27 protein-coding genes are annotated in these 26,653 nt (G+C 64.6%); 12 read left to right on the plus strand and 15 right to left on the minus strand.

Annotated elements, in window-relative coordinates; genetic code table 11:
• Positions 1–107: 107 nt before the first annotated feature.
• Positions 108–791 carry a response regulator transcription factor gene (locus tag AC1DYW_RS21420; RefSeq protein WP_023760937.1) on the minus strand — a complete coding sequence of 228 codons (684 nt, stop codon included), beginning with the start codon at positions 789–791 and terminating at the stop codon, positions 108–110.
• A 144-nt stretch (positions 792–935) separates the two neighbouring features.
• Between AC1DYW_RS21420 and AC1DYW_RS21425 the strand changes: the two genes are divergently transcribed.
• Positions 936–1,472, plus strand: coding sequence for a L,D-transpeptidase family protein (locus tag AC1DYW_RS21425; RefSeq protein WP_477227827.1), 537 nt, complete (start codon positions 936–938; stop codon positions 1,470–1,472).
• Positions 1,473–1,539: 67 nt separating this feature from the next.
• Here AC1DYW_RS21425 and AC1DYW_RS21430 read toward each other — a convergent pair whose 3' ends face one another.
• A complete protein-coding gene (locus AC1DYW_RS21430; protein WP_477227562.1) occupies positions 1,540–1,803 on the minus strand; it encodes a hypothetical protein in 264 nt (87 codons plus the stop codon).
• Positions 1,804–1,933: 130 nt separating this feature from the next.
• Here AC1DYW_RS21430 and gcvA point away from each other — a divergent pair, with 130 nt between their 5' ends.
• The gene (gene gcvA / locus AC1DYW_RS21435) at positions 1,934–2,848 is read left to right on the plus strand and encodes a transcriptional regulator GcvA (RefSeq protein ID WP_477227563.1); all 915 of its coding nucleotides are present in this window, start codon (positions 1,934–1,936) and stop codon (positions 2,846–2,848) included.
• A 109-nt stretch (positions 2,849–2,957) separates the two neighbouring features.
• On the opposite strand, the gene AC1DYW_RS21440 is transcribed toward gcvA, so the two are convergent.
• From AC1DYW_RS21440 to tsaD, 6 genes are read right to left on the minus strand one after another with little or no spacing between them, the layout of a single operon-like run.
• Positions 2,958–3,374 (minus strand): DUF1761 domain-containing protein, encoded by a 417-nt coding sequence (locus AC1DYW_RS21440; protein WP_477227564.1) that lies wholly within the window; start codon positions 3,372–3,374, stop codon positions 2,958–2,960.
• A gap of 49 nt (positions 3,375–3,423) precedes the next feature.
• Complete coding sequence (locus tag AC1DYW_RS21445; RefSeq protein WP_477227828.1) at positions 3,424–4,023, minus strand: class I SAM-dependent methyltransferase; 600 nt, start codon at positions 4,021–4,023, stop codon at positions 3,424–3,426.
• A 53-nt stretch (positions 4,024–4,076) separates the two neighbouring features.
• Positions 4,077–4,502 carry an EVE domain-containing protein gene (locus AC1DYW_RS21450; protein ID WP_095084061.1) on the minus strand — a complete coding sequence of 142 codons (426 nt, stop codon included), beginning with the start codon at positions 4,500–4,502 and terminating at the stop codon, positions 4,077–4,079.
• A gap of 42 nt (positions 4,503–4,544) precedes the next feature.
• Positions 4,545–4,841, minus strand: a complete 297-nt coding sequence (locus AC1DYW_RS21455) for a YciI-like protein (protein ID WP_095084062.1) — start codon at positions 4,839–4,841, stop codon at positions 4,545–4,547.
• Between the two features lie 37 nt (positions 4,842–4,878).
• Entirely contained in the window at positions 4,879–5,910 is a 1,032-nt protein-coding gene (locus AC1DYW_RS21460; protein WP_477227565.1) for an NAD(P)H-dependent glycerol-3-phosphate dehydrogenase, read from the minus strand.
• Positions 5,907–6,992, minus strand: a complete 1,086-nt coding sequence (gene tsaD / locus AC1DYW_RS21465; protein ID WP_477227829.1) for a tRNA (adenosine(37)-N6)-threonylcarbamoyltransferase complex transferase subunit TsaD — start codon at positions 6,990–6,992, stop codon at positions 5,907–5,909. Before tsaD ends, AC1DYW_RS21460 begins: the two co-directional genes overlap by 4 nt.
• 103 nt (positions 6,993–7,095) lie before the next feature.
• Between tsaD and hemC the strand changes: the two genes are divergently transcribed.
• From hemC to AC1DYW_RS21495, 6 genes are all read left to right on the plus strand, one after another.
• Positions 7,096–8,022 (plus strand): hydroxymethylbilane synthase, encoded by a 927-nt coding sequence (gene hemC / locus AC1DYW_RS21470; RefSeq protein ID WP_477227566.1) that lies wholly within the window; start codon positions 7,096–7,098, stop codon positions 8,020–8,022.
• 1 nt (position 8,023) lies between these two features.
• Positions 8,024–8,740 (plus strand): uroporphyrinogen-III synthase, encoded by a 717-nt coding sequence (locus AC1DYW_RS21475; protein WP_477227567.1) that lies wholly within the window; start codon positions 8,024–8,026, stop codon positions 8,738–8,740.
• 111 nt (positions 8,741–8,851) lie between these two features.
• Positions 8,852–10,336 carry a COG4223 family protein gene (locus AC1DYW_RS21480; RefSeq protein WP_477227568.1) on the plus strand — a complete coding sequence of 495 codons (1,485 nt, stop codon included), beginning with the start codon at positions 8,852–8,854 and terminating at the stop codon, positions 10,334–10,336.
• 10 nt (positions 10,337–10,346) lie between these two features.
• Positions 10,347–11,948: a heme biosynthesis HemY N-terminal domain-containing protein gene (locus AC1DYW_RS21485; RefSeq protein WP_477227569.1), complete on the plus strand. Its 1,602-nt coding sequence runs from the start codon at positions 10,347–10,349 to the stop codon at positions 11,946–11,948.
• A gap of 101 nt (positions 11,949–12,049) precedes the next feature.
• Complete coding sequence (locus tag AC1DYW_RS21490) at positions 12,050–12,529, plus strand: tellurite resistance TerB family protein (RefSeq protein WP_095084069.1); 480 nt, start codon at positions 12,050–12,052, stop codon at positions 12,527–12,529.
• 17 nt (positions 12,530–12,546) lie between these two features.
• Complete coding sequence (locus tag AC1DYW_RS21495; protein ID WP_457150193.1) at positions 12,547–13,263, plus strand: glutamine amidotransferase; 717 nt, start codon at positions 12,547–12,549, stop codon at positions 13,261–13,263.
• 3 nt (positions 13,264–13,266) lie between these two features.
• Here the strand turns inward: AC1DYW_RS21495 and AC1DYW_RS21500 are convergent, their stop codons facing one another.
• The 7 genes from AC1DYW_RS21500 to AC1DYW_RS21530 form a co-directional block, all read right to left on the minus strand.
• The gene (locus AC1DYW_RS21500) at positions 13,267–14,505 is read right to left on the minus strand and encodes an MFS transporter (RefSeq protein ID WP_457150194.1); all 1,239 of its coding nucleotides are present in this window, start codon (positions 14,503–14,505) and stop codon (positions 13,267–13,269) included.
• Positions 14,506–14,768: 263 nt separating this feature from the next.
• A complete protein-coding gene (locus tag AC1DYW_RS21505) occupies positions 14,769–15,869 on the minus strand; it encodes an aminotransferase class I/II-fold pyridoxal phosphate-dependent enzyme (RefSeq protein WP_477227570.1) in 1,101 nt (366 codons plus the stop codon).
• A gap of 120 nt (positions 15,870–15,989) precedes the next feature.
• Positions 15,990–16,451: a Ros/MucR family transcriptional regulator gene (locus AC1DYW_RS21510; RefSeq protein ID WP_477227571.1), complete on the minus strand. Its 462-nt coding sequence runs from the start codon at positions 16,449–16,451 to the stop codon at positions 15,990–15,992.
• Positions 16,452–16,665: 214 nt separating this feature from the next.
• Complete coding sequence (locus AC1DYW_RS21515) at positions 16,666–17,370, minus strand: ROK family protein (RefSeq protein ID WP_477227572.1); 705 nt, start codon at positions 17,368–17,370, stop codon at positions 16,666–16,668.
• A 14-nt stretch (positions 17,371–17,384) separates the two neighbouring features.
• The gene (zwf, locus tag AC1DYW_RS21520) at positions 17,385–18,761 is read right to left on the minus strand and encodes a glucose-6-phosphate dehydrogenase (RefSeq protein WP_477227573.1); all 1,377 of its coding nucleotides are present in this window, start codon (positions 18,759–18,761) and stop codon (positions 17,385–17,387) included.
• A 22-nt stretch (positions 18,762–18,783) separates the two neighbouring features.
• Positions 18,784–19,797 (minus strand): phosphogluconate dehydrogenase (NAD(+)-dependent, decarboxylating), encoded by a 1,014-nt coding sequence (gene gnd, locus AC1DYW_RS21525; protein WP_477227574.1) that lies wholly within the window; start codon positions 19,795–19,797, stop codon positions 18,784–18,786.
• Positions 19,798–19,831: 34 nt separating this feature from the next.
• Positions 19,832–22,264: a glucan 1,4-alpha-glucosidase gene (locus tag AC1DYW_RS21530; protein ID WP_477227575.1), complete on the minus strand. Its 2,433-nt coding sequence runs from the start codon at positions 22,262–22,264 to the stop codon at positions 19,832–19,834.
• Between the two features lie 152 nt (positions 22,265–22,416).
• On the opposite strand from AC1DYW_RS21530, the gene AC1DYW_RS21535 reads away from it, so the two are divergent.
• The 4 genes from AC1DYW_RS21535 (at position 22,417) to AC1DYW_RS21550 (ending at position 26,650) form a co-directional block, all read left to right on the plus strand.
• Positions 22,417–23,703 (plus strand): sensor histidine kinase, encoded by a 1,287-nt coding sequence (locus AC1DYW_RS21535; protein WP_477227576.1) that lies wholly within the window; start codon positions 22,417–22,419, stop codon positions 23,701–23,703.
• Positions 23,703–24,437, plus strand: a complete 735-nt coding sequence (locus AC1DYW_RS21540) for a response regulator transcription factor (RefSeq protein ID WP_095084079.1) — start codon at positions 23,703–23,705, stop codon at positions 24,435–24,437. The genes AC1DYW_RS21535 and AC1DYW_RS21540 overlap by 1 nt, the downstream gene beginning before the upstream one ends.
• A gap of 214 nt (positions 24,438–24,651) precedes the next feature.
• Positions 24,652–25,542 carry an SMP-30/gluconolactonase/LRE family protein gene (locus AC1DYW_RS21545; RefSeq protein ID WP_477227577.1) on the plus strand — a complete coding sequence of 297 codons (891 nt, stop codon included), beginning with the start codon at positions 24,652–24,654 and terminating at the stop codon, positions 25,540–25,542.
• Positions 25,543–25,636: 94 nt separating this feature from the next.
• On the plus strand, positions 25,637–26,650 hold the full coding sequence (locus AC1DYW_RS21550) for a substrate-binding domain-containing protein (protein ID WP_095084081.1): 1,014 nt from the start codon (positions 25,637–25,639) through the stop codon (positions 26,648–26,650).
• Positions 26,651–26,653 lie beyond the last annotated feature (3 nt).

Genomic DNA, 26,653 nt, shown 5'->3' on the forward strand with positions numbered 1-26,653 from the left:
CCGAACGGTCAGTCCATTCCCTCCCCTGCGATACGATCCACAACCCCCTCCAAATGGATCGTACCCGAATGCGGTCCCGCCCGGCCGCTGATTGGATAATGAAATGTTTAAGGAACCAGCTTGTAGCCACCGCTTTCTGTCACAAGAATTTCCGCATTGGAAGGATCGCGCTCGATCTTCTGGCGCAGCCGGTAGACGTGGGTTTCCAGCGTGTGCGTGGTGACGCCGGAATTGTAGCCCCACACCTCCTCGAGCAGCACGTCGCGTGTCACTACCTTCTGGTCGGCGCGATAGAGATATTTGATGATCGAGGCCTCCTTCTCCGTCAGCCGCACCTTGCCGCCGCGCGGGTCGATCAGCAGTTTCTGGCTGGGCTTGAAGGTGTAGGGCCCGACCGAGAACGTGGCGTCCTCGCTCTGCTCATGCTGGCGCAATTGCGCCCGGATGCGCGCCAGCAGCACGGCAAAGCGGAACGGCTTCGTCACATAGTCGTTGGCGCCGGCCTCGAGACCAAGGATCGTATCGGAATCGGTGTCGTGGCCGGTCAGCATGATGATGGGCGCCTTGTAGCCGCCCTTGCGCAGGATCTTCACCGCTTCGCGGCCATCCATGTCGGGCAGCCCGACATCCATGATGAGCAGATCGATGAGGCCGCCGCGCGCGGTCGCGACGCCTTTTGCCGCAGTGGATTCCTGCAGCACGTCAAATTCCTCGTAGAGGGACAATTGCTCGACCAGAGTGCCGCGCAGGTCGTCATCGTCGTCGACGATTAGAATGGTGCGTGAAGTCATGGATCAATCCGTTGTTTTGAAAAGAAAATTCAGTTGACCGCTGTCTCTTTATGCGGAAGCTGACCAGCACAACAGCCGATCACAGTGATTTGTTCCGTGGCACGATCATACAAGAAAAAACGCGATAGCAATGCAGCCGGCGCAATTTTGCGAAAAGGGCTGCGCGTGCTGACCGTGCGGGCGAGGCCCGGAAACCCGAGCCAGGGTCTGCTGCAGGCCGGCAGAACGGTGTTTGCGTGTGCGCTGGGGCGGGGCGGCATCTCGGCCGACAAGCGTGAGGGCGACGGCGCCACGCCGCTCGGCCCGATGCGGATCCTGTCAGGCTATTTCCGAGGAGATCAGTTCTCCAGCGGTCGCAAGACCCGTTTGGCGATGACGCCGATCGGGCCTGATCTGGGCTGGTGCGAAGTGCCTGACGACCGCAACTATAACAGGCCGGTCAAGATTCCCTATGGCGCCAGCCACGAACGCATGCGGCGCGACGACCGCCTCTATGACGCCTGCCTGGTGCTCGACTGGAATCTGGCGCCACGCCGGCGTGGGCGCGGCAGCGCCGTCTTCTTCCATCTGGCGCGGCCCGGCTTCACGCCGACTCAAGGGTGCGTGGCGGTGACCGCACGCACGATGGCGCGGCTGCTGCCACTGCTGTCGGATAGGACGGTGATGAGGGTGATGCGGTAAGTAGGGCAGTAGGGCATGTGTGTCGGTGCTGTCTTAACTCCCCCTTCTGCCGTACTGCCCTATTTCCTTACTCCCCTAATCGCCTGCCTGGCTTCTGCCAGCCGATGTCGAGCAGGCCCAGCCGACCCATTTCCCTGTCCACGGCGCGGGCGACGTTACGGCGCTCGGCGCCGATATCGCGTAGCTGGCGATCGGAGAGGTTCTCGACGTTCTGGTGGGCTATATCGTGGCGGGCGAGGCGGATGGCGACCCTGGCATGTCGAAACCAGTCAAGCACCGCGCTAAGCCAGGCCGGCGTGGATGCCGGCGCATTCAAGACAATGTGGGACATGGCGTGATCCGTTTCATCCGGATATCAAATCCGGTTTGATGGTGTTGCGATGGCTGGATCATGCCGCATTGAAATTTAAATGAGAAACGAGTAGTTCTTTCGAGATCGTCAAGTTTTATTTGAGGACGGCATGTCCCGCCTGCTGCCTGGAACGCGAGCGCTGAGGACGCTGGAAGCCGCCGCCCGGCACCTCAACTTCACGCGTGCCGCCGACGAGCTCGGCCTGACGCCGGCAGCGGTCAGCCATCAGATCAAGGAAATCGAGGATCAACTGGGCATCGTGCTGTTCACCCGCACCAGCCGCACCATCCGGCTGACTGCGGCGGGCACGGTGCTGTTCGAGGCATCGATCGATGCACTCGACCTGCTTGGCCGGGCCGTCTCGCGAGCACGCAAGCTGACCCGTGGCACGACACTGCTGAAGGTAACGCTCGACGCGCAGTTCGCTTCAAAATGGCTGATGCGGCGCGTCGACGATTTTCGCAGGCATCACCCCAATATCGAGCTCAGGTTCGACATCGCCTACGAAGTGCGGGATTTCGACCTCGACGACGTCGATGTCGGCATCCGGTTCGGCGTCGGGAAGTACCCGGGCCTCCGCGCCCATCGCCTGTTCGACAACATCATCATCCCGGTGTGCAGCCCGGGCCTGCTGACGTCCGGTCCGCCGCTGCGCGAGCCGCGTGACCTCTTCAACCACACGCTTGCCCATATCGAATGGGCGCGGCAAGGCGTGACATGGCCGAACTGGCGGATGTGGATGGCGGCGGCCGGCATCAGCGATTTCGACGACAGCCGCACCATCGTGTTCAGGAACTCCACCGATGCCGTTCAGGCGGCGATCGAGGGTAATGCCGTCGCACTCGCCGATTTCGCCATGGTGGCAAACGACCTCTCCGAAGGCAGGCTGGTGCAGCCTTTTGAACTCGGCCTGCGGGTGGGAGCCGAATTCGCCTATTTCCTGGTTTATCCCGAGAGCACCGCCGACGATCCGCGCATCGCCGCCTTTCGCGAATGGATTATCGAGGAAGTGGCAAAGACGTGAATCACGGAATAGGGCAGTAAGGCAGTAAGGCAGCAAGTAGGGATAGGCGTCGGTACCGCCTTCGCTTCCCCTATCCCCCTACTGCCTTACTGCCCTATTCCCTTTTCATTCAGCCTGCCGCCGCGCCGAACCAGCCGATGACCCCGCCGATGATCAGCAGCACGCCGAGCCAGTGGCCGCCGTCGATGAGGGTCAGGTCCCAGCCGAAATCCTGGTAGCGATGGTTGGCCGAGAGCGTTGTGGCGACGAAGCCCAGCCAAAGCACGAAGCCGAAGACAAGTCCGGCGAGCAATGTCGGCTCGCCGCCGGTCATCGCGCCGACCACCAGGGCCATTATGTAGGCCATGATCAGTTCGGCAATGAAGCTGATGACGAAGGGCAGCGGTGATTTCTTCATTGTTGCGGGATCGCGCCTGGCGGCCTTCAGCCACGGCTTGCTCAGGCCCATGTACCAGGCGGCGCCGAACAACCATGCGACGACGGCGGCGGCGATCACCGCCAGCCAGTTCACTGCTTGAAAATCCATGCGTCCCCCTCCGATGCCGATCGGATGGAACGCCTGTTCGGCGAAGGCGTCAAGCAAACCGCCAGACGGTGGTGCGCTTGACCAGTGAATCCTCCAATGCCCGGGTGACGGCCACTTCATAGACCGCAAGCGGTTCCAGCCCTGCCTTCGGCATATACGACCGGCCGGGATCGCCGACGAGGATCTCGGCGCCGCGCGCCTTCAGCGTTGCGAACCACGGCATCAGCCGGACGGCGAAGGAATTGTCGTAGAAAACGTCGCCTGCCAGGATCACGTCCCAGCCGGCATCGGTGCCGATGCAATCGGTGCCGAGGAACTCGATCCCGACATCGTTGGCTTGCGCATTGAGGCGGATCGCGGTCGCACAGAAAGGATCGATGTCGGTTGCGATCACGCCGGCAGCACCGGCCCTGGCCGCAGCAATGGCGACAAGGCCGGAGCCGGAAGCGAAGTCGAGCACACGCTTTCCCCGCACCATAGCTGGATTGTCGATGATGTAGCGGGCAAGGCCCTGGCCGCCGGCCCAGGCGAAGGCCCAGAAGGGCGGCGGCAGGCCGATCTCGACCAGCTCATCCTCCGTCCGCTGCCACAAATCATGCGCCTCGTCGGCAAGATGAAGCAGGATTTCCGGCACATGCGGTGGCGCCATCAGCGCCGTGTTGTCGAGGATGAATTGTTTCGCGCTGTCTGGTGTGAGCGCCGTCACGGAGCGGGTGTCAGGCCGCCCATGCGGCAGACTTCCTTCCACTCCGCCGGCGTCACCGGCTGCACGGAAAGCCGCCCGAGCCGCACCAGCGCCATTTCGGCAAGCTTTGGATTGGCCTTGACCTCTTCCAGCGTCGGCGGGTTCGGCACGTCCTTGAAGGCACGGATGTCGACGCATTCCCAGCGCGGGTCGTCGGTCGTGGTGTCGGGATGGGCAAGCGCGCAGACTTCGGCGATGCCGACCACGTTCAGCCCCTCGTTGGAATGGTAGAAGAAGCCGAGATCGCCGATCTGCATGGCCTTCATGTTGTTGCGCGCGGCATAGTTGCGCACGCCATCCCATTGCGTGCCGGCCTTGCCCTTCGCCTTCAGCGCCTCGAAGGAGAAGACCGAGGGTTCGGATTTGAACAGCCAGTAGTTCATTTCTTTTGCTCCTCCTTGGCGTGCGTCCGCCAGCGACCGGAATTAACTAGCCGCCGGCTTGTTGAACGTCCAGTTCCACTGGCGGATTTCGACGCTGTCGAACAGTCCGGCCTTGGCGTACGGGTCGGCGGCCGACAAGGCCTGTGCCCCTGCCAGGTCCGGGGCCTCGACGACGACGAGGCTGCCATTGGGCTTGCCTTCGGCGTCAAGGAAGGGACCGGCGAAAGCCAGTTTCTTGTCGCCGTTCAACCCTTCGAGAAAAGCGATATGCTCGGGACGCGTGTCGAGGCGTACCTGCAGGCTCCCGGGCTTGTCTTTGCAAATCAAAGCAAACAGCATGGTCTTTCTCCTGGTCGTGGGATCGATGTTGTGGGGATCAATCGTCGGTTTCGGTCTTCAGCGGCCGGGTCATCAAGGCTGTCACAGCCTGCCGGATGGTGATGGTGCCGTCCAGTATGGCCGCCACGGCGGCAATGATCGGCGCGTCGATGTTTCGCTCGGTGGCGATGCGGGCGGCGATCGCCGCCGTCGGCACGCCTTCCGCCAGCGGCAATCCGGCAAGCGGCTTGCCTTGCCCCAGCGCCAGCCCGTAGGCGAAGTTGCGCGACTGGGTCGATGAGCAGGTGAGCAGCAGGTCGCCAAGGCCAGACAGGCCCATCAGCGTTTCGGGCCTGGCGCCGAAGGCGGCACCGATGCGCCGCAGTTCGACGAAGCCGCGCGTCACCATGGCGGCCTGGGCACTGGCGCCGAGCCCCGCCCCGGTGACAGCACCTGCGGCAATGGCGAAGACGTTCTTCAAGGCGCCGCCGATCTCGACGCCGATGAGGTCGTCGCTCGAATAGCAGCGCAGATTCTCCGCCGAAAAGCGGGCGGCGAGGTCCGCTGCCAATGCCTCGTCGCGGGCGGCCACGACCACCGCAGTCGGCAGGCCCCGGGCGACATCGGTGGCAAAGCTTGGACCCGATAGAGCGGCGACCGGATTTTGCGGCAGGATATCGCCAACAATCGCCGACAGCAAGGCGCCGGTGTCGCGCTCGATGCCCTTGGCGCAGAGGACGAGCGGAATATCGGCAGGCACATGGCCTTTCGCGACCGCCAGCGTTGCCCGCAGCGATTGCGCCGGCGTCACCGCCAGCACGCAATCGGCGCGCGTGAGTGCCGCCTTGATGTCGCTCGTCGCCTCGATGCCGGGTGCGATGGCGATGCCGGGCAGATAGCGCGGGTTCTCGCCGCGATCGATCGCGGCGACGGTTTCGGGGTCGCGGGCGAACAACCGCACCGAATGGCCTGCGCGCAGCATGGCCAGCGCCAGCGCCGTGCCCCAGGCGCCACCGCCAAGCACGCTGACGCGCCAGCCGCTTTTGCCCGGGGTTTCCTTGTCTTGGCTGTTCATCTCCCGGCCATTCATGCCTTGGCTCCGCGCCGGCCGGAGCCGACCATCGGCGTCGAAATGCTGTCCAGCGGCCAGCGCGAGCGCGGCACGAAGTCGAAGCCGTTTTCCTGCGCCATGCCTTCGCGCAACCGTTCGATGCCGGCCCAGGCGATCATCGCCGCATTGTCGGTGCACAGTTTCAGCGGTGGCGCGACGAAGGTGAAGCCGGCCTCGTCGCACTGCCGCTCCAGCGTCGCCTTGATGGTGCGGTTGGCGGCGACGCCGCCGGCAACCACCAGGGCCGGATTTTTGGTTCCGGGAAACGTCTCGCGAAAGCGCGCCAGCGCACGCGCGACACGGTCGGCCAGCGCATCGGCCACCGCTGCCTGGAACGAAGCGCAGATGTCGGCGACATCCTGGTCGCTCAAGGGCGCGATGGCTGTCGCCGCCTGGCGCACGGCGGTCTTCAGGCCGGAAAAGGAGAAGTCGGGCTGGGCCGAGCCTTTCATCGGACGCGGAAAGGCAAAGCGCGACGCATCCCCGGTTTGGGCGGCCTTCTCGACATTGGGTCCGCCGGGATAGGGCAGGCCGAGCATCTTGGCGGTCTTGTCGAAGGCTTCGCCGAGCGCATCGTCGATGGTGGTTGCCCAGCGCTGATAGTCGCCGACGCCGCGCACGGCGAGGATCTGCGTGTGGCCACCGGAGACCAGGAGCAGCAGATAGGGAAAATCGAGCCCGTCGGTCAGCCTTGCGGTCAAGGCATGGCCTTCGAGATGGTTGATGGCGATCAGCGGCTTGTTCGCCGCCGCAGCGATCGCCTTGGCGGTCATCAGCCCGACAATCAGCCCGCCGACCAGACCGGGGCCGGCAGTGGCTGCGATCGCATCGATATCGGCAAGTGCTGTGCCCGAATCGGCTAGGGCTGCCTCGACGATACCGTCCAGCGCCTCGACATGGGCGCGCGCCGCGATCTCCGGTACGACGCCGCCAAAGGCGGCATGCTCCTCGATCTGGCTGAGCACGATGTTGGACAGGATTTTTGGCGCAGTGTCACCGTCCAGCCCCACGACGCTGGCGGCGGTCTCGTCACAACTCGTTTCAATGCCCAGAACGCGGATCAATTCGTCGCTGTCCCTAGAGATTGTCTGTCGGCGCTTTCCCCATTAGGAGAAAGCCCGGAAAGGCCTCGGTCTGCCCGGGGGTTATCACGGACCGCACGCCATGCAAACAATCTTGAGAATCGGAACACGCGGCAGCCCGCTGGCGCTGGCACAGGCGCATGAAACGCAGGCGCGGCTGATGGCCGCGCATGGCATGCCGGCGGAAGCGTTCGAGATCGTCGTCATCTCGACCAGCGGCGACCGCATCCAGGACCGGCCGCTGTCGGAGGCCGGCGGCAAGGGCCTGTTCACCAAAGAGATCGAGGAGTCACTGCTGGCGAGCCGGATCGACATCGCCGTGCATTCGTCGAAGGACATGCCGACTCAATTGCCCAACGGCCTGGAACTCAGCGCCTTCCTGCCGCGCGAGGACGCGCGCGACGCCTTTATCGGCAAGGCGGCGAAGACCATCGCCGACCTGCCGCATGGAGCGAAAGTCGGCTCGTCATCGCTGCGGCGACAGGCGCTGATCCGCCGGATGCGGCCGGATCTCGACGTGGTGATGTTCCGCGGCAATGTGCAGACGCGCCTGCGCAAGCTCGATGAAGGCGTCGCCGCCGGCACCATCCTGGCCTATGCCGGGCTGAAGCGGCTCGGGCTCGACCACGTCGTCACCGACCTGATGCCGCTCGACATCTTTCCGCCGGCGCCGGGACAGGGCGCGATCTGCATCGAAACCCGCATCGGCGATGGCGACGTCGAAAAGATGCTGGTGGCGATCCATCATGCGCCGACCGGCCAGGCGCTCGCCTGCGAGCGCGCCTTTCTGGCGGCGCTCGATGGTTCCTGTCGCACGCCGATCGCCGGTTACGCGGCGATCGAGGCCGGAGAGCTGTCTTTTGCCGGGTTGATCATCTCGCCCGACGGCACGCAGTCGCACACGGTCGATCTGCAGGGACCGGCGCAGGATGCTGGCCGCATCGGCCAGGAAGCCGCCCGGACCGTGCGGGCCAGGGCCGGCGAAAAGTTCTTCGACGGCTGGCTCTGAAATGCTTCGCGTCCTGGTGACGAGACCGGAACCGGGCGCCTCGCGCACGGCACAGCGGCTTCAGGAGACAGGGTTCCAGCCGATCCTTCTGCCCTTGACCGAAACGGCGGCGTTGCCGGTCGATGCCGGACTGTTTCCGGGCGATGCCGTCGCGGTGGCCATCACCAGCGCCAATGCCGTGCGGCTTGCTTCCAGGGAGCTCATCGCGGCGCTTGCCGGTCTGCCCTGCCATGCCGTGGGAACCAGGACGGCGGAAGCGGCTCGCAAAGCGGGGTTCTCCTCGGTCAGCGAAGGCCCGGGCGATGCTGAGGCGCTTGCCGCCAGTCTTGCCGGTCATCTCTCGGGGATGACCATCGTCTATCTCTGCGGACGCGTGCGCTTTCCAGTGTTCGAACAGAGGCTGAGAGCAGCAGGCGTCCAGGTCCATGCCGTCGAGACATATGACACGCTCGCGGTGGGTTATTCCGATGAAGCCATCCTCGAGCGCCTGTCCGGCCGACCCGCCGACGCGGTGCTGCTTTATTCAGCCAAGGCCGCCGCCGCGATGCAGATCCTGGCCAGGCGGACCGCTCTGCTAGGGCTCCTTGAAAAGACAAGGTTTTTCGCCCTTTCCGCGCGCATCGCGGCAGCGCTTGACGATACCGCCAATGAAAGAATCCGCGTTGCCGTGCGGCCCGACGAGGAAACGCTGCTGGCACTTTTGCGGGCGCGGCCCTGAGCCGCGTCATCACACCGCCCCTTTTCACCGCTTGGTGATGTGCTAGACCATTTTCTGAACCATCATGCGCCGCCAGGCGTTGAGACGAAGCGAATTGTGCGGAGCCCAAGCATGGTCAAGACGCCGAAGATGCGACACTCGAAAGGCCGCCGCGAGCCGGTGACCATCGATCTCGAGCCCGGCGCGGTCTCGCGCATCGCCGACGAGGACGCCGCCAAGCCCCAGGCCGGCGCCGAAGAGGCGCCGGAGGAGGCCGTCTCGCGGGCCGAGATTCCCGAAGAACCGGTGCATGCCGACCAGACCGATCTCGAGCCCTGGGAGCATGCGGACGCCCAGGCCGAATCGGAACAGCCAGCGGCGACGGCCGCAGAAGCGGCAGCCAAGGGCGCCAGCGAAGCCGAACCTGCCTATCCCGGAGCGTCCGAGGCGCCGGCCAGCAAAACCAAAGCCTTCGACTACAATTTCGAGGATGCGTCGGCGAAGCGCTCCCAGGCCGACGACAACAAGGCGAGAACCGAGACACGGGACGACAGAATGGCGCCGACACCACCGGCAAAGCGTAGCGGCCTCAATGGCATTGCCGCCGGCATCATAGGCGGCGTCATCGCGCTGCTCGGCGCGGGTGGCCTACAATATGCCGGGCTGCTCGCCGCGCCGGGGTCCAGTTCCGGCGTATCGCTCGACGGCGTCAACAGCGAGATCGCCGCGCTGAATCGCGAAATCGCCGGCCTGAAGGAAACGGGCGGCAACACCGACGCGTCGGCCAAGGTCGATGGCCTGTCGTCGGCGCTGGATCAGGTCAAGACCGATGTCGCGGCGCTGAAGTCGGCGGTCGAATCCGGTGGAGCGGGCGACACCGCCGGGCTCGCAGCGCTTGGCGACAAGATCAAGCAGATCGAAACCGAGGTCGCCGCCCTAGGTAAGGCCGGCGGCACGGCACCGGTCGATCTCGGCCCGCTCAACGAAAAACTGGCTGGTCTCGACGCGCAGGCGAAGTCAGCCGGCGAAGCGACGACGGCGCTGGATGGCCGGCTCACTGCGTTGGAGCAGTCGGTGTCGCAGCTTTCCGGCAAGGTCGAAGCGGCGGCGGGACAGCCGAAGATCGCGCTCGCCATCGCCGCGTCGGCGCTCAAGTCCGCGCTCGACCGTGGCGCGCCATTCTCGGCCGAACTCGAAACCTTTGCCGCGATTTCGCCGGATGCGCCGCAACTCGCGACACTGCGCACCTACGCTGAAAAAGGCGTGCCGACCCGCGCCGAGATCGCATCGCAAGCGGATGCCGCGGCCAATGCCATGGTCGCCGCCGCGAGGCCGGTCGATGAGAATGCCGGCTTCCTGCAGAACCTTTTGTCGAGCGCCGAATCGCTGGTCAAGGTCCGGCCGATCGGCGCCGTCGAAGGTGCCGGTGCGCCGGAAACCGTCGCGCGCATAGAAGTAGCGGTCAACCAGGGCGACTATGCCAAGGCGCTCAGCGAGTATGACGCGCTGCCCGAAGCCGTGAAGGCGGCCGGTGCCGACTTTGCCGGCAAACTGAAAGCACGCATCGAGGTCGAAACACAGGTTGACGCGCTGATCTCCGGCGCGATGAAGGCATGAGGGCAACACCATGATCCGCCTCTTGGCCTTCCTCATTGTCGTTTTCGCCCTCGGGCTGGGCTTTGCCTGGCTGGCCGACCGGCCGGGCGACATGGTCGTCACTTTCAGCGGCTACCAATACCAGGTCAGCCTGATGGTGGCGGCAGTGGCCGTCGTTGCCGTCGTCGCCGCGGTGATGATCTTCTGGTGGCTGATCAAGTCGCTGTGGAACAGCCCCTACACCATCTCGCGCTATTTCCGCGTTCGCCGCCGCGACCGTGGCTATCAGGCGCTGTCGACCGGCATGATCGCCGCCGGCGCCGGTGACGGCGCACTGGCTCGCAAGAAAACCAAGGAAGCGGCCAAGCTGATCCGCTCCGACCAGGAGCCGCTGATCCATCTGCTCGAGGCGCAGGCGTCGCTGCTCGAAGGCGATCACGAAGGCGCGCGGCAGAAATTCGAGAGCATGCTCGACGATCCCGAAATGCGGCTGCTCGGCCTGCGCGGGCTCTATCTCGAGGCCGAACGGCTCGGCGACCGCAACGCCGCCAGGCACTATGCCGGCCGCGCCGCCGTGATGGCGCCGCAACTGGCCTGGGCGGCCGAATCGACGCTGGAAGAATTGACCGCGCGCGGCGACTGGGACGGTGCCTTGAAACTGGTCGACGCGCAGAAGTCGACACGGCAGATCGAACGCGATGCCGCCAACCGCCGTCGCGCCGTGCTGTTGACGGCCAAGGCGCAGGCGCTTGCCGGTAGCGATCCGACTGCCGCCAGAACCGCGGCAATCGAGGCCAACCGGCTGCGGCCGGACTTCGCCCCCGCCGCTGTCGCCGCCGCGGCCGCGCTGTTCAAGCAGAACGACGTGCGCAAGGGCTCGAAAATCCTCGAGACGGCGTGGAGGGCCGAGCCGCATCCTGAGATCGCCGAGCTCTATACCCATGCACGGCCAGGCGATGCGGTGCTCGACCGCCTCAACCGGGCGAAAAAGCTGCAGGAGATGAAGAAGAACCACGCCGAGTCGTCGATGACGGTGGCACGCGCAGCACTTGATGCGCTGGATTTTTCGACTGCCCGCCGCGAGGCCGAGGCAGCGATCAGGATGGACCGCCGCGAGGGTGCCTATCTGCTATTGGCCGACATCGAGGAGGCCGACACCGGCGACCAGGGCAAGGTGCGGCAGCTTCTGTCCAGGGCGGTGCGGGCGCCGCGCGATCCGGCCTGGGTCGCCGATGGCGTCGTTTCGGAGCGGTGGGCGCCGGTATCGCCGGTCACCGGCCGGCTCGACGCCTTCGAGTGGCGCGCGCCGATGGAGCGTCTCGGCCAGCTGATCGACAACCATGATGATGCAGCGGCCGCCCCCGTTCCGGTCATCGAAGCGCTGGCAAAGCCGGTGAGCGAGAGGCCGGTCGAGGTGATCGATGACGCCGGCGGCGATATTTCGACGGGCAAGCAGGCTGAAAGCCGCGAGGAAGATCACGTCCGGCCGATCACGGCCGCCGCCTTCGCCGAGGTGCCGACCAACGCGGAAGCGGTCGAGCCGGCCGAGGAGCATGCGCGGCTGCCGGATGATCCCGGCGTCGATCCGGACGAGGAAGCGGAAAAATCGCCGCGTCGGTTTCGGTTGTTTTGAGTTGGGCCGGCCGTGAGGGCCCTGTAACCCAAGCAGATAGAGCATGATGTCGTCCGAAAACCGCTTCACACTTTTCGGCATCATGCTCTAAGGAATAGGATATGTTTGAACGCGTTCTGTCATTTCTGAGGGATTTGCCGGCCGGCGCCGGCACGCATGCGAGCAGCGACGATCCGCGCGTTGCGGCTTCGGCGCTCCTCTATCACGTCATGAATGCCGATGGCGTGCGCCAGGATGTCGAGTGGGAGCGGTTCAAGGCGGTGCTGGCCCAGAGCTACTCGATCAGCGGCGCCGAGCTCGAAGCGCTCGCCGCCGCCGGCGAGCGGGCCGACAATGAGGCGATCGATCTCTATGCCTTCACCAGTGTCTTGAAGCGCCATCTCGATGCTGAGGCGCGCAAGGCCTTCATCGGCCTGATGTGGGAGATCGTCTACGCCGATGGCGAGCTGCACGAGCTGGAGGACAACACGGTCTGGCGCGTCGCCGAGCTGATCGGCGTCGAACGCCGCGACCGCATCGAGGCACGTCGCAAGGCGGCGGAGCAGGCACCCGGCGCCACCGGAACATCGAGCGACGAATAGACGGATTTCGCCTGCCCATGCCGCGCCAAACGAGTTCGAAGCCAAAAATCCTGATCGTGCTGCATCAGGAGAATTCGAGCCCCGGACGTGTCGGCCACATGCTCCTGGAAGAAGGCTTCGAGCTCGACATCCGTCGCCCGCCGCTCGGCGATACGCTGCCGGAAACGCTGGACGGCCACGCCGGCACGGTGGTGTTCGGTGGACCGATGAGCGCCAATGACGAGGACGAGTTCGTCCGCCGCGAGACTGCCTGGCTGGAAGTACCGCTCAAGGAGAACCGGCCGTTCCTAGGCATCTGCCTTGGTGCGCAGATGCTGGTCAACCATCTCGGCGGCAAGGTCGAAGGTCACGGCGAAGGATTGGTCGAGATCGGCTGGTATCCGCTGAAGGCGACCGAAGCCGGCAAGACCCTGATGCATTGGCCGGAGATGGTCTATCAGTTCCACCGCGAGGGTTTTTCACTGCCCAGGGACGCGACGCTGCTGGCGACGGCCGAGACCTATCCCAACCAGGCCTTCCGCTATGGCGACAATGCCTGGGGCATCCAGTTCCATGGCGAGTTGACCAGGGCGATGATGCAGCGTTGGGTGGTGCGCGGCGCGCATCGCTTCGAGTTGCCCGGGGCGCAGCCCGGCCGCGATCATCTCGGCGGCCGGCTGATCTGGGACATGCATCTCAAGCGCTGGCTGGATGAATTCCTGCGCACGATCTTCGGCAAACCGGCGCTGCGATAGACGTCAGTTTCGCCCGTTGAGGTGGCGCACCTTGCGCAGTTGCGGGAACAGCACGATCCACAGCCCGGCGACCGCGATCGCGCCGACGCCGCCGACCACGACGGCCGGAACCGTGCCGATCAACGCCGCCATCGTGCCGGCGCGGAATTCGCCGACCTCGTTGGAGGCGCCGACGAAGACCTGGTTCACGGCATTGACTCGGCCGCGCACATGGTCGGGCGTCCACAGCTGGATCAAAGTCTCCCTGATGTAGACGCTGAACATGTCGGTAGCGCCAAGGAAGGCGAGCGCTGCGATCGACAGCCAGGTGATGGTCGACAGGCCGAACAGCACGGTGAAGGCACCGAACGCCGCAACGAAGCCGAGCATGATCAGCCCCGCATGGTTGCGGATTGGGTGGCCGGCCAGCCAGATGGCGACGCAGATGGCGCCCACGCCCGGCGCCGAGCGCAGCAGGCCTAGGCCCCAGGGGCCGAGCTGGAGGATGTCGCGCGCATAGATCGGCAGCAGTGCCGAGGCGCCCGACAAAAGCACGGCGAACAGATCGAGCGAGATGGCGCCCAGCACGATCTTCTCGCTCCAGATATAGCTGAACCCACCGAACAGGTTCTGCAGCGTCGGCTTCTCGGTCTCGGTGCGTTGCGAAGGCTTCGGGATGGTGAAGATCAGCAACCCGGACGCAAGCATAAGCACGGCGGCGGTGCCATAGGCGACTTCCGCCGACACGCCGTAGAGCAGGCCGCCGGCGACCGGGCCGACGATGGTCGCCGTCTGCCAGGCCGACGAGTTCCAGGCGATGGCGTTGGCGAAATCCTCAGGTGGCACGAGATTGGCGAACAGCGAGGCCGAGGCCGGCCCGAAAAAGGCGCGGGCGACGCCGAACATGGCAAGCACGACGAAGATCGGCAGCGGTCCGCTGATGCCATGCAGGGTCAGGAACAGCAGGGTCAGCGCGCAGATCGCCTCCATCACCACCGCCAGCGCCATGATCAGGCGGCGGCCGAAGCGGTCGGCGACGACACCGGTGACCAACACCAGCAGCAGCGACGGCAGGAACTGGACGATGCCGACCAGGCCGAGATCGAGAGGATCCCTCGTCAGGTCATACATCTGCCAGCCGACCGCGACCGACACGATCATGGTGGCGAAGGTGGTGAGGAAACGCGCCGCCCAATAGCTCAGGAAGGAGCGGTGGCGGAACGCGGCATAGCGCTGGTCCGGCGAGGTTTGTGCGGCAGTCATGGATCGAGGCCCCGTTGCGATGGCATTGGAGCGACGTGCGTCCAATCGGACGCACAAAGTACGCTCCAACACTTTGGTTTTCGCATCGTGCTTTCCGAAAATCGGAACCGATTTTCGGGCCGATGCGATGGCCGGCGGGGCACTTCCCGGATGGGCGCTGTTCCGGCCAAGGGAATTTCTAACAAAGTTCGCAGCGCGATGTGCGCCAAAATCAGCGCTGGATCAACGAAATTTCGCCCTGTTCCGTTGATTGCATGGGGACATTATTGCCTGAGCGCCGCGGAGATGGCGTCGAGGCCGCTCCTCAACTCGGCTTCCGTCGGCCAGCCAAAACCGACGCGGAAGAAGCGCTTCGGCATTTCGAACCAATGGCCGGGTCCGACATAGGCGCCATGGTTTTCCAGCAGGTTCACATAGAACCGATCGAGGTCGAAGTCGGGGTCGACGTTCAGGCGCGGGAAGCCGACGACACCGCCTTCAGGGCGCACCCAGTCGACCAGCGGCTCGCGGTCGATCCAGGCCTGGACGATGTCGCGGCGCCTGGCCATTTCTGGCAGCAGCGTCGCCAGGAACACGTCCCGCCGCTCCAGCATGCCGCGCGCGATGCCTTCGTCGATGACGCTGCCGCAGATGCCGATCTGCTCCTTGGCGGCGAGGAATTTCTCCTGAAGTTCCGCATCCCTGGTGATCAGCCAACCGATGCGGATGCCGGGAATGCCGAAGGCCTTGGACAGCGACGAGACGCTGATCGCCTTCGGGCTCAGCGATGCCGCGGACGGCAGGCGCTTGCCATAGGAGAGGTCGCGATAGGTTTCGTCGACCAGCAGATGGCAGTCCCTGCTTTCGGCGAGCGCGACCAGGGCGTCGAGGTCGGCGCGGCTCATCATCGTGCCGGTCGGGTTGTGCGGGCAGGTGACGCTGATCAGCCTGGTGTTCGGCCGTATCGCCGCCGCGACCTGGCCGACATCGATGGCGAAGCCGTCCTCGAAGGCCAGGTCGACAAAGCTGATGGCGCAGCCGATCGCCCTTGGGGTCTCGATGTTGGTGGCGTAGTTGGGTCTGATGACGACCAGATGATCACTCTGCGACAACAGCGAGGTCGAGATGATGAACAGGGCGCCAGCAGCACCAGCGGTGACCAGCACATCATCGGGCAAGACGCCGGCGTCCTGAGCGGCGATCTGCGCGCGCAATTCCTTGTCACCGCGATGCTCGCCGTAGAAGAGCGTGAGATCGGGAAAGGACAGGCCGATATCGGAGAGTTTCTGGTCGGCGATCGAACTTTCGGAAAGATTGTAGCGGATCCGGTCGTAGCCGTACTCTTCCGGCGCCTCTTTCTCGATCACCATCCTGGTGTAGTTCATGGCTTCCCCCAAAGAACCGTCCGGTTCATCCAAGCCACAAAAACATGAAGCCTGCCAAGGCGGATTCGCCGGCAGGCTTCTGTTCCAGTCGTCCTAAGTGTTGGCTCAGGACCGAATTGCTCAGGCCGAGGCCTTCTTCCTGCCCCTGCCCTTGGCGGGCACGACTTCGGCGGCCTTGCGGCCGAGGCCGATCGACTTCGCCAGCAGCGAACGCGAGGCGGCATAGTTGGGGGCGACCATGGGATAGTCAGCCGGCAAGCCCCATTTGGCGCGATAGGCGTCCGGTGTCAGGCCGAAATGCACGCCGAGGTGACGTTTCAGGGATTTGAACTTCTTGCCGTCCTCGAGGCAGATGATGAAATCCGGTGTCACCGATTTCTTGGGGTTGACCGCCGGGACCAGCGGTGCCGCCACAGGGACCGCCGGCTGGCCGAGCCCGCTTATCGAAGTGCTGACGCTGGCGATGAGATCGGCGAGACCAGAAGCGGGCAGGCGGTTCTTCTCGACGTAAGCGGACACGATGTGAGCGGTCAGCTCGAGCAGGTCGATGTCTTTACGGGCGCTGTCGTTATCGTCGGTCAATCTATTTCTCCGTCTAAAGCGAATGACCTGAAAATCGGATTCGATTCCCGGAAAGGATCATGCGCAAAATCAAAATGCTGCGGCGTCCTTTGTGCATCCACGGGACGGCAGCGTTGTTGTGGCGCGGGATTCCTAGTCGGCAAATCTGCGCAGCGCAATGACTTGATGCCGCGGCACACGTTATTTTGAACAACTATATTAAACAATAACAATATCAGACTATCAGCGCTTTGTCGCGCCACAAACGAAATCCGCCTTCAAAGGCGCGTGTGTTGTCGCCGCGCCGGCTGTCGGCGGGCAATTCATCGAGCTTCTCGACATTGCCGCCGCCAATGACGATGTAGTCAGGCTGCATGGCGGCGCGGAGCCGATCGACGACGTCGAAGACATATTTGCGCCATCTCTTCTTGCCGCGCTTTTCCAGGCCGCGTTCGCCGACATAGTCCTCGAAGCTCTTGCCCTTCTTGTAGGGAAGATGGGCGAGTTCCATCGGCTGGGCGACATTGTCGACGATCATCGCGGCACCGAGACCGGTTCCCAACCCGATGAACAGCATGCGGCCGCCTTCATAACTGCCGATGGCCTGCATCAGCGCGTCGTTGACCACCTTCACCGGCTTGCCGAATTGCGCGGCGAAATCGTAGCCTGCCCAACCCTTGCCGAGATTGGCAGGGTCGGTGAGTGGCCTGTTGTGGGTGACCGGGCCGGGGTAGCCCATCGAGATGACGTCGTAGGACAAGCCCTCGGCTAACTTCTTTACCGTATCGGTCATCTGCTGCGGCGTCAGGCCGGGCCCGGAGTCGGCGCGCCGCTCCACGCCGCCGGCGCTGCTGAGGATCTTGACATGCGAGCCGCCAATGTCGATCGCAAGCACGATCTTCTCAGCGTGCGATGCCGGTTGCTTCACCGCTTTGGCCATTGCGCCACCTCCACTCACTTTACCGGATCGATCCAGCCATTGGGCGGCCCGAACCCGGCCATCGCGTCCGCCGGACCCCATGTGAGCGGTTCATAGACGTGCGGCGGCGTGGTGTCGCCGAGCACCGGGCCGACGATGCGCCAGGCCATTTCGCTGGCGTCCTGGCGGGTGAACAACTGGCCGTTGCCGTTCATGGCATCGCCGATCAGCCGCTCATAGGGCGGCATGTCGCTCTTGCTGTCGTCGAGCGCCGTCAGTTCGACTTGTTCGCCGATCATGTCGTCGCCCGCCGCCTTGCGCTGGGCGCCGATGGCGATCACCACTTGCGGATCGATGCGGAAGCGAACGTAGTTCTGGTCGGCCGGCTTGATCGGATCGAAGACGTCGAGCGGCGGCCGCTTCAGCCGCACCACCACTTCGGTGACATGCACCGGCATGTTCTTGCCGGCGCGGATGAAGAACGGCACATCCTGCCAGCGCCAGGTGTCGACGAAGAAACGCACCGCTGCAAAGGTCTCGACCGGTGAGTTCGGTGCCACGCCGGGTTCGGCGAGATAGCCGGTGAATTGACCGCGCACGACATCGTCTTTCGCCAAGGTGCGGATCGCCCGCAGCACCTGCACCTTCTCGTCGATCAAATCGTCGGCGGAACGGCCGACGGGTGGCTCCATGGCAAGCAGCAACAGGATGTTGAGCAGATGGTTCTCGATGACGTCCCGGATGCAGCCGACATTGTCATAGAAGCGGCCACGCCCCTCGACGCCGAAATCCTCGGCCATGGTGATCTGCACGCTCTCGACGAAGTTGCGGTTCCAGATCGGCTCCAGAAAGGAATTGGCGAAGCGGAAATAAAGCAGGTTCTGGATCGCTTCCTTGCCGAGATAATGGTCGATGCGGAAGATCGACTGTTCGTCGAAAACCAGATGCAGGACCCGGTTCAGCCAGCGCGCCGATTGCAGATCGTGGCCGAAGGGCTTTTCGACCATCAGCCGTGCGCCACGAGCCGTGCCCGATTGCTCCAGTCCCTGGACGACGGTCTCGAACATGGTCGGCGGCACCGCCATGTAGTGCAGCGGCCGCTGGGCGGTGCCGAGCGCGCTTTTCAGTTTCTCGAACGTCGCCGGATCGCGGTAGTCGCCGCTGACATAGCGCAGCAGGGAGGCGAACTTGGCGAACAATTTTTCGTCGATCTTGCCGAGCGCATTGACGATGCCGTCGCGGGCGCGCGCCTGCAATTGCTGAAGGTCCCAGGCGTCGAACGCCACGCCGATCACCGGTTCGGTGAGCGTACCCTTGGCCACCATCTGGTAAAGGGCTGGAAATATCTTCTTGTGGGCGAGGTCGCCGGTGGCTCCGAAGAGCACCAGCGTGTCGGACCGTTCCGGGCTCATCGGCGTGTCTCCCCTGCCGCCGTCACGAGCCGGACTTCGGCTTCTCGACATGGCCGCCAAAGGCATAACGCATTGCCGACAGCAGCTTGTCGGAGAATTCGGACTCGCCTTGCGAGGAGAAGCGGTCGAACAGCGCCGAGGACAGAACCGGCGCCGGCACGCCGGTGTCGATCGCCGCCTTCAGCGTCCAGCGGCCTTCGCCCGAATCCGAGACGCGGCCGCCGAAATTCGCCAGGCCCGGATCATTCTTCAGCGCGCCCGCGGTGAGATCGAGCAACCAGGAGCCGATGACGCTCCCATGCCGCCAGACCTCGGCCACCTGGGGGAGGTCGACGTCGAACTGGTAGTATTGCGGGTTTTCCAGGGGGCTGGTCTCGGCGTCCGCCGTTCGTTGCCGCTTGCCGGCATTGGCCGACTTCAGGATGTTCATGCCTTCTGCATAGGCGGCCATCACGCCATATTCGATGCCGTTGTGCACCATCTTGACGAAGTGGCCGGCACCGCTCGGCCCGCAATGCAGATAGCCAAAGGGTGCGGTCCCGGCATCCTTGGGCGGATTGGAGCCGGCATCGGCACCGGGCGCCAGCGTGGCAAAGATCGAATCAAGGTGCTGCACCGCCACGTCGGGACCGCCGATCATCAGGCAATAGCCACGCTCAAGGCCCCAGACACCGCCGCTGGTTCCGACATCGACAAGATGGATACCCTTGGCAGCCAGTTTCGCGGCCTGGTCGACGGCGTCGTGATAGTAGGAATTGCCGCCGTCGATGATGATGTCGCCGGGTTCCATCAGGGCGGCCACCTGATTGATGATCTTGCCGGTGATCGCCGCCGGCAGCATCAGCCACACACAGCGCGGCTTGACCAGCTTGCCGACGAATTCTTCCATGGATGCCGTTCCTGAGGCGCCGTCGGTCACCAGAGCCGCGACGCTGGCCGGGTTGATGTCGTAGACGACGCATTCGTGGCCGTCGCGCATCAGGCGCCGGACCATGTTGGCGCCCATCCGGCCCAATCCCATCATTCCGATCTGCATGGTTTCGTCCCTGTTTCCTGGAGATTTACTGGGTTTATCGAGGAAGGATCGACTGGCTGTCCTGATCGCCTGATATGACGGAGAAGTCGACATTCTCCCAATCGCCGGCTCCGGGCCAGAAAAAAGTGAAGATCAGCGTGCTTCCGGCGGGGAGGCTGGCGGTGGGCAGATCGGCAAGATGGATGCCGAAGGCGTTCTCGATCGTCTGGCTGTCCGCGGCGGTCGCCCAGTGATCGCTGCTCCAGCGAACCGTCGCCGGAGCCAAGAGCTCAACGCGCAGCGTCTTGCCGGCCGGCAGCGTCCGGATCTTGTTGTTGAAGCGCCATGTCCTGAACGGCGACACGGTCTTGTCCTCGATGTAGCGCTTGACGCCTTGAGGTGGCATGTCGAAGACCGTGCCGTCGCGCACCGAGCGCAACAGCTTGATATGCTCCGAATGCGCCCAGACCAGCGGCATGGCGCTGCCCGAGGGGCGACCGTGCAGCAGTTCGCGCTCCGCCATGTCGGCGCCGTCCCAGACCTGTTCGGGCAGCAGGCCGCCCAGCCCGGCCGAGCCTTCCAGCGCGGCCAGCAGGTCTACAGCTCTGTCCTTGCGTCCGGCTGCAAGCTCGTAATGGGCGCGTTCGCCGGCGAGCAACGGCCACGGCCGGCCCTGGCCGGTGCCGTCGAAGGGTGCGCCATCCTCATGCTCGCCATAGCCATCGTCATTGTAGCGGTACCAGAGCGGCCCCTGCGGCAGGTCGCAGCGCAATTGCGCATCGATGATCGTGACCGTGTCGACGATACGCGGATCGTCGGCTGCCCTCAGGCCGAAGCGGACGAGAGCCAGTGCGTCCGGGCTTACGATCGCCTCGGCCGGCTGGTCGTTATCGCCTGGCGGCCGGTTCTTGATCGGGACATAGCCGTCCTTCGGCGAACCGGCCTCCGCGCTGTCGGGTGAAGCGATCCGCACGTAATAGCCGTCGACGCCGGCCTGCCTGCCGAGTGCCGTGCCGGTGACATAGGTCCAGCGCTCGACCTGGTCGTTCCAGACATCGGCGGTCTCGCGCAGATAGGTCGCGGCGACCTGCTTGCCGCAGGCGTCGAGCAGGTCGGCCGCGGCAAGCAGTGCCGCGATCTCGACGGCAAGCGTGAACGGGCTGTAGCCGGCATCCTCTTCCCAGCGGTCCTCACCGGTAACGGGTCCGTTGCGCACGACATAGCCGGCGGCGCGCTCGATCATCGGCTGAAAGGCGAGCAGCCTGGCTTGCGGCAGGTGCCCGGCGCGGTGCAGTGCATCGGCCAGCAGCAACGGGAAGGCGCATTCGTCCATCTGGATGCCTGGCCAATAGGCCGATCCGTCGAGCCAGGCGTTTTGCGGCCAGTGGCCGTCCGGCTGCTGGATGGAGCTGAGATAGTCGAGGATTTGCAGGGCCGACGCGGCATCGCCGGCGGCGAGAAAACCACCGGCGGTCTCGACCAGATCGCGCGGCCAGACCAGATGGTAGCCGCCGAGGTCGTCGTCACCCTTGTTGAAGCCCCACGGAATCGAAAGGCTGGCGACCGCCGCACCCGGTATGGCGATCGAGCGGTGGGTCGACAGAACCGCGGTCGAGACGCGATAGAAGTTGATCCCGGATTCGCCATGCCGGTCCAGCGGCAGCAGGCTCTTTTGCCACTTTCGCCATCTCTCGACGTAGGCGTTGGCGGCGGGCTCAAAGCCTTGCTTCAGGCTGGCGAAGGCATTTTCGGCCGCCTCGTCCGATGTCGCGCCAAAGCCCAGCGCCAGCAAGGCCGTTGTCTTCGAAGCGGTAAAACCGATCTCGCCGGTCAGCGCGACATTGCCGTCCTCGGCCCGTTGGCAGGCCGGATCGAGCTCGCCGGTATTGTGGAGCTGCTGCCAGCCGTCGGAGACGCCGACATAGCCGGCCGAGCCGGTGCGCCAGGGCAGTGACGATGCCAGCGCCAGGCAGGTGCCGCGCCCCGAGGCGAACAGAACAGGTTTTCCCTTGTGGTCACCGACCCAGGCGGTGTTGCCCATGCCAGCATTGACGAGATGCGGCGCCAGCAAGGTGTAGACGCGATGGTCGCCTGCGGCACCCTTGAGCGCTGTGAAGGTAATTTCCTGCAGCAAAGCGGGCCGCGCCGGGTCGGCGAGGATGCGCTTTTCGATCCGGTAGGCGCCGTCAGTCGCGGTGTTGACCAGCCTGTAGGCCGGCACGCCGTCCTCGAATGGCTCGACGGCGTGCACAGCATCGCGTTTTTCTTCGGAGAAATAGCCGTCGGGGCCGGTGACGATCAGGCCGAGGTCGCGCGTGCAGGCGCTGTCGAGGTGCGGATAGTAGATCTCGTTGAGAATGCCATGGCTGATCGTGAACCAGATATGGCCGTTTGGCGAAAGGGACGTTCCAACGCCGCTCTTGGCGCTTGACGTCCAGCGAGCCGGGATTCCCGGGGCGCCCGGAGCAACGGTTGGCGTCACTGGCATTCGATTGCGATCTCCTGGCCCTTTCCCTAGACCAGGACGCGAACCCTTTTCAATCATTGCACCGCAAGTTGATCGCCACGGCCAATGGCGCCCTCGTTGACAGGGGCGGCGCGTAGCGTCCACTATTCCCGGCACGGGAGGATCGCGAAGCCATGCCGGAGGTGTCCCTGGTCCTGATCGACCGGTTGCTGGCGATTTCGGCGGCGCTTGCCGGCCATATCGATCCCGGCACGGCGTTCCGCGCCACAGCCATCGAGATCGGCACGCTCATTCCGCACGACCATATGGATCTGGCGGTGCTGTCGCATGATGGGCGCAGGCATGCCTGTTACGAAGCCGGCTTCCACACCAGCTGGAGCGAGCTTGCCCAGCATCCGCTGCCGACCGAAGTCAGCCCGATTCGCTCGGTGCTGTGGGGTGAGGTGGCATATCTGCTCTCCGACGACGCGCTGCGCGACGAGCGCTTCCATTTCGCCACGGCCATCGACGGACCGATCTTCGCCGCCAGGCTGCGCAGCCGCATCGTCGTGCCGCTCAGGGCGCGCGGCGGCATCATCGGGGCGCTGAACATCAGCCGGCACGAGGTCGGCTGCTACACGCTTGCCGATGTCGCGGTCGCCCAGCAATGCGCCGATCTGATCGCGCCTTATATCTTTGCGCTGATCCAGACCGAGGAGGCGCGCCGCGCCATGCTTGCCGAGAGCGAGGCGCGCAACCGCGTCGAATTGCTGCGGGTCGGCGCCTCGCAACTGACCGAGGGCATGGAGCGCGAACGCCGGCGCATGGCGATGGACCTGCATGACCAGACGCTTGCCGACCTTGCCCGCATCGCACGCCAGCTTTCGGCCCTGCGCGGCCAGGGCGTGGCGCGGGCGGCGCAGCTTGCCGACCTTGAGCAGGAGGTCGCCGGCTGCCTGACGGAACTGCGCCACATCGTCGACGACATGCGGCCGAGCGTGCTCGAACTGTTCGGCCTGCGCGATGCGGTCGAAGCGCATCTCAACCGCAGCGTCGCCAGAGCCAAGCCGCCCATCGCCGTGCGCATCGCGGACACCAGCGACGGTAGCGCCGACAATCTGCCGGAGCCTGTCCGCACCGCGCTCTACCGGATCGTGCAGGAAGCCATCAACAACGCGGTTCGCCACGCCGCGCCGCGCCGCATCGATGTGCTGCTGGCGTCGACCGCAAGCGTGCTGCGGGTGATTGTCACCGATGACGGCCAGGGCTGCGGCGCTGTCGATCCGGCCGCCCATGGCGGCATTGGCCACATGCATACGCGCGCCGCGCTGATCGGTGCGCGGCTGCGCATCGGGCAGGCCGGCCGCAAGAGCGGCGGCACCCGTGTCGTCGTGGAGATCGACCGCCGGCCGTCGCGGGAGCTGCCGGTTGCGGCGGCTGCAGCGGCGCCCGGCCAGCTCGCCGCGTCGGAGGCCATATGATGCTTGTGATGATCGCCGAAAATGACGGACTGCACCGCACCTTCGCGCGGCGCACCGTCGAGCAATTGTGGCCCGGCGACGTCGAGGTGATCGAAGCGAGCGACGGCGAGGACGCCATCAACCTGGCGGCCGAGCGCGAGCCGCCGCATGTCGTACTCGACCTGCAGATGCCGAAGGCGACCGGGATCGAGGTTGCCAGGGCGATCTGGAACCGCCGCGCCGGCACGCACATCCTATTCTGGTCGAACTTCGCCGACGAGGCCTATGTGCGCGGTGTGGCGCGTATCGTGCCGCCGGGCTCGGTCTATGGCTATGTGCTGAAATCGGCAACGGAGGAAGGCATGCGCTCGGCCTTGCGCGGCGTTTTCCGCGAGGGTCACTGCATCATCGACCGCGAGATTCGCGGCATCCAGCACCGCGTCCAGGACAAGTTCGAAGGAATCACCGACGGCGAATATGAAAGCCTGATCGACATCGCGCTTGGCCTGACCGACCGGGCGATCGCCGCACGCCGCGGCCTGTCGATCCGCGGCGCGCAGAGCCGCATCAAGCATGTCTACGACAAGCTCGGTATCGTGCCGCCGGAGGACGGCGCCGGCGATGCATCCGTGTTCAACTCGCGGACGCGGGCGATCTATCTCGCCATGGCGCGCGGCCTGATCAACATCGACGCGCTGCGCCGCGAGCAGGACCGGCTCGACGCCTGGCTGGCGCAGGCTTCGCCCGATCACTGATCGCAGCCAGAGCGGTTCGGAAAGCCGTTTGACACTTTTCCTTTGCTTGGGCCCGACTGTGCAAATGCACAGTCGGGCGTGCGCTTTGACCCGTATCGCCACGCCGGTGCCGCAACTACCTTCGATCCCCAATAAGAAAACATGTCAGGGAAGCGCTCATGCCATTCGTCGCCATGCGAATTCGCACGGCTGTTCGCGCCGCCAGGCACCAGTGATGTCGGTGTCGGCGCGAGCTCGCCATTCCGGCTTCGACGACGTCGTCGGCGATGCGACGATCGAAACGCTGGCGAGCGGCTTCGGTTTCCTCGAAGGGCCGGTGTGGCACCCCTATGAAAAGTGGCTGGTTTTCTCCGACATTCCGGAAAGCCGCATGTATCGCCGCAGTCCCGCGGGCGAGATCGAACTGTTCCGCGAGCCGAGCCATAAGGCCAATGGCAATACGCTGGATCGCCAGGGACGGCTGGTCACCTGCGAGCATGCGACGAGCCGGGTGACCCGCGCCGAACCCAATGGCAGCGTCACCGTTCTTGCCACACACCACCAGGACAAGCAGCTCAACAGCCCGAACGATATCGTCGTTGCCACCGGCGGCTCGATCTACTTCACCGATCCGGGCTATGGCCGAGTGGAATTCTACGGCGTGCCGCGGCCGCAGGAATTGTCTTTCCAGGGCGTCTACCGCATCGACAGCGACGGCGCCCGGCTGACATTGCTGGCGGACGATTTCGTCCAGCCGAACGGGCTTTGCTTCTCGCTGGACGAGTCGCGGCTGTTTATCAACGACACCGAACGCGGACATATCAGGGTGTTCGGCGTCGAGGCGGATGGCGACCTCAACGGCGGCGCGGTGTGGGCGGTGACCGAAGGCGACGGGCCGGGAGCGCCGGACGGCATGAAGATCGACAGCCGCGGCAATGTCTACTGCACCGGCCCCGGCGGCATCCATGTCTTCGACGCGTCGGGTGCCATTCTGGGCGTCATCCGGACGCCGGAAGACTGCGCGAATTTCACCTTCGGCGACGATGATTTGAGAAGCCTCTACATCGCCGCATCGACGTCGCTGTACCGGCTCCGGGTGCGCGTGCCGGGATTGAGACTGTTTTGAGTTCGGGACCGTCCGTGCTCAAATCAGATTGGGAGTGAGGCCGGGGTCAAAACCGGCAGGAACTGCAGCAGTAAACATCTGGGAGGATTACGACATGAAGAAACTGTTTGTCTTGGGCGCTCTGGCGGCGATGCTCGCCTCGGGCACCGCACTTGCCGACACCAGTGGCAAGAAGATCGCCTTCTCCAACAACTACGCCGGCAATTCGTGGCGGCAGGCGATGCTCGACAGCTATGGCATCGTCACCAAGAAGGCGGTCGCCGACAAGGTCGTCGGCGCGGCCGATATCTTCACGACCGCCGACAAGGAAGTGCCGACGCAGGCGGCTCAGGTGCAGAACCTGATCCTGCAGGGCTATGACGCGATCGTCATCAACTCCGCTTCGCCGGACGCACTCAACGGCGCCATCAAGCAGGCGTGTGACGCCGGCATCACCGTCGTCTCCTTCGACGGCACCGTCACCGAACCTTGCGCCTATCGCGTCGTCGTCGACTTCAAGGACATGGGCAAGCAGGAAGTCGAGCAGATGGCCAAGTTCCAGCCCAAGGGCGGCAATCTGCTGGAAATCCGTGGCCTTGCCGGCACCTCGATCGACGACGCCATCCATGCCGGCATCCTTGAAGGTGTCGCTGCCCATCCCGAGTTCAAGATCGTCGGTTCGGTGACCGGCGATTGGGACCAGACCACGGCGCAGAAGGCGGTCGCGACCATCCTGCCGTCGCTGCCCGACGTCGTCGGCATCGTCGACCAGGGCGGTGACGGCTATGGCGCTGCGCAGGCCTTCGCCGCCGCCGGCAAGCCACGCCCGACCATCATCATGGGCAACCGCCAGGACGAATTGCAGTGGTGGAAGGAACAGAAGGACAAGGACGGCTACAAGACCTGGTCGGCGTCGATCGCGCCGGGCGTGTCGTCGCTCGCATTCTGGGTGGCGCAACAGGTGCTCGACGGCCGCACCGACATCCCGCACGATCTCTTGGTGCCGTATCTGGCCTTCACCCAGGACGATTTCGAGGCCGAACTGCCGAAGATCGTCAAGGGTGGCGTCGCAAGTCACGAATACACGCAAGAGGACGCGATCGCGGCCATCAAAGCCAACATCAAGTGAGTG

The sequence above is a fragment of the Mesorhizobium sp. P2_D5 genome, from assembly GCF_056404355.1.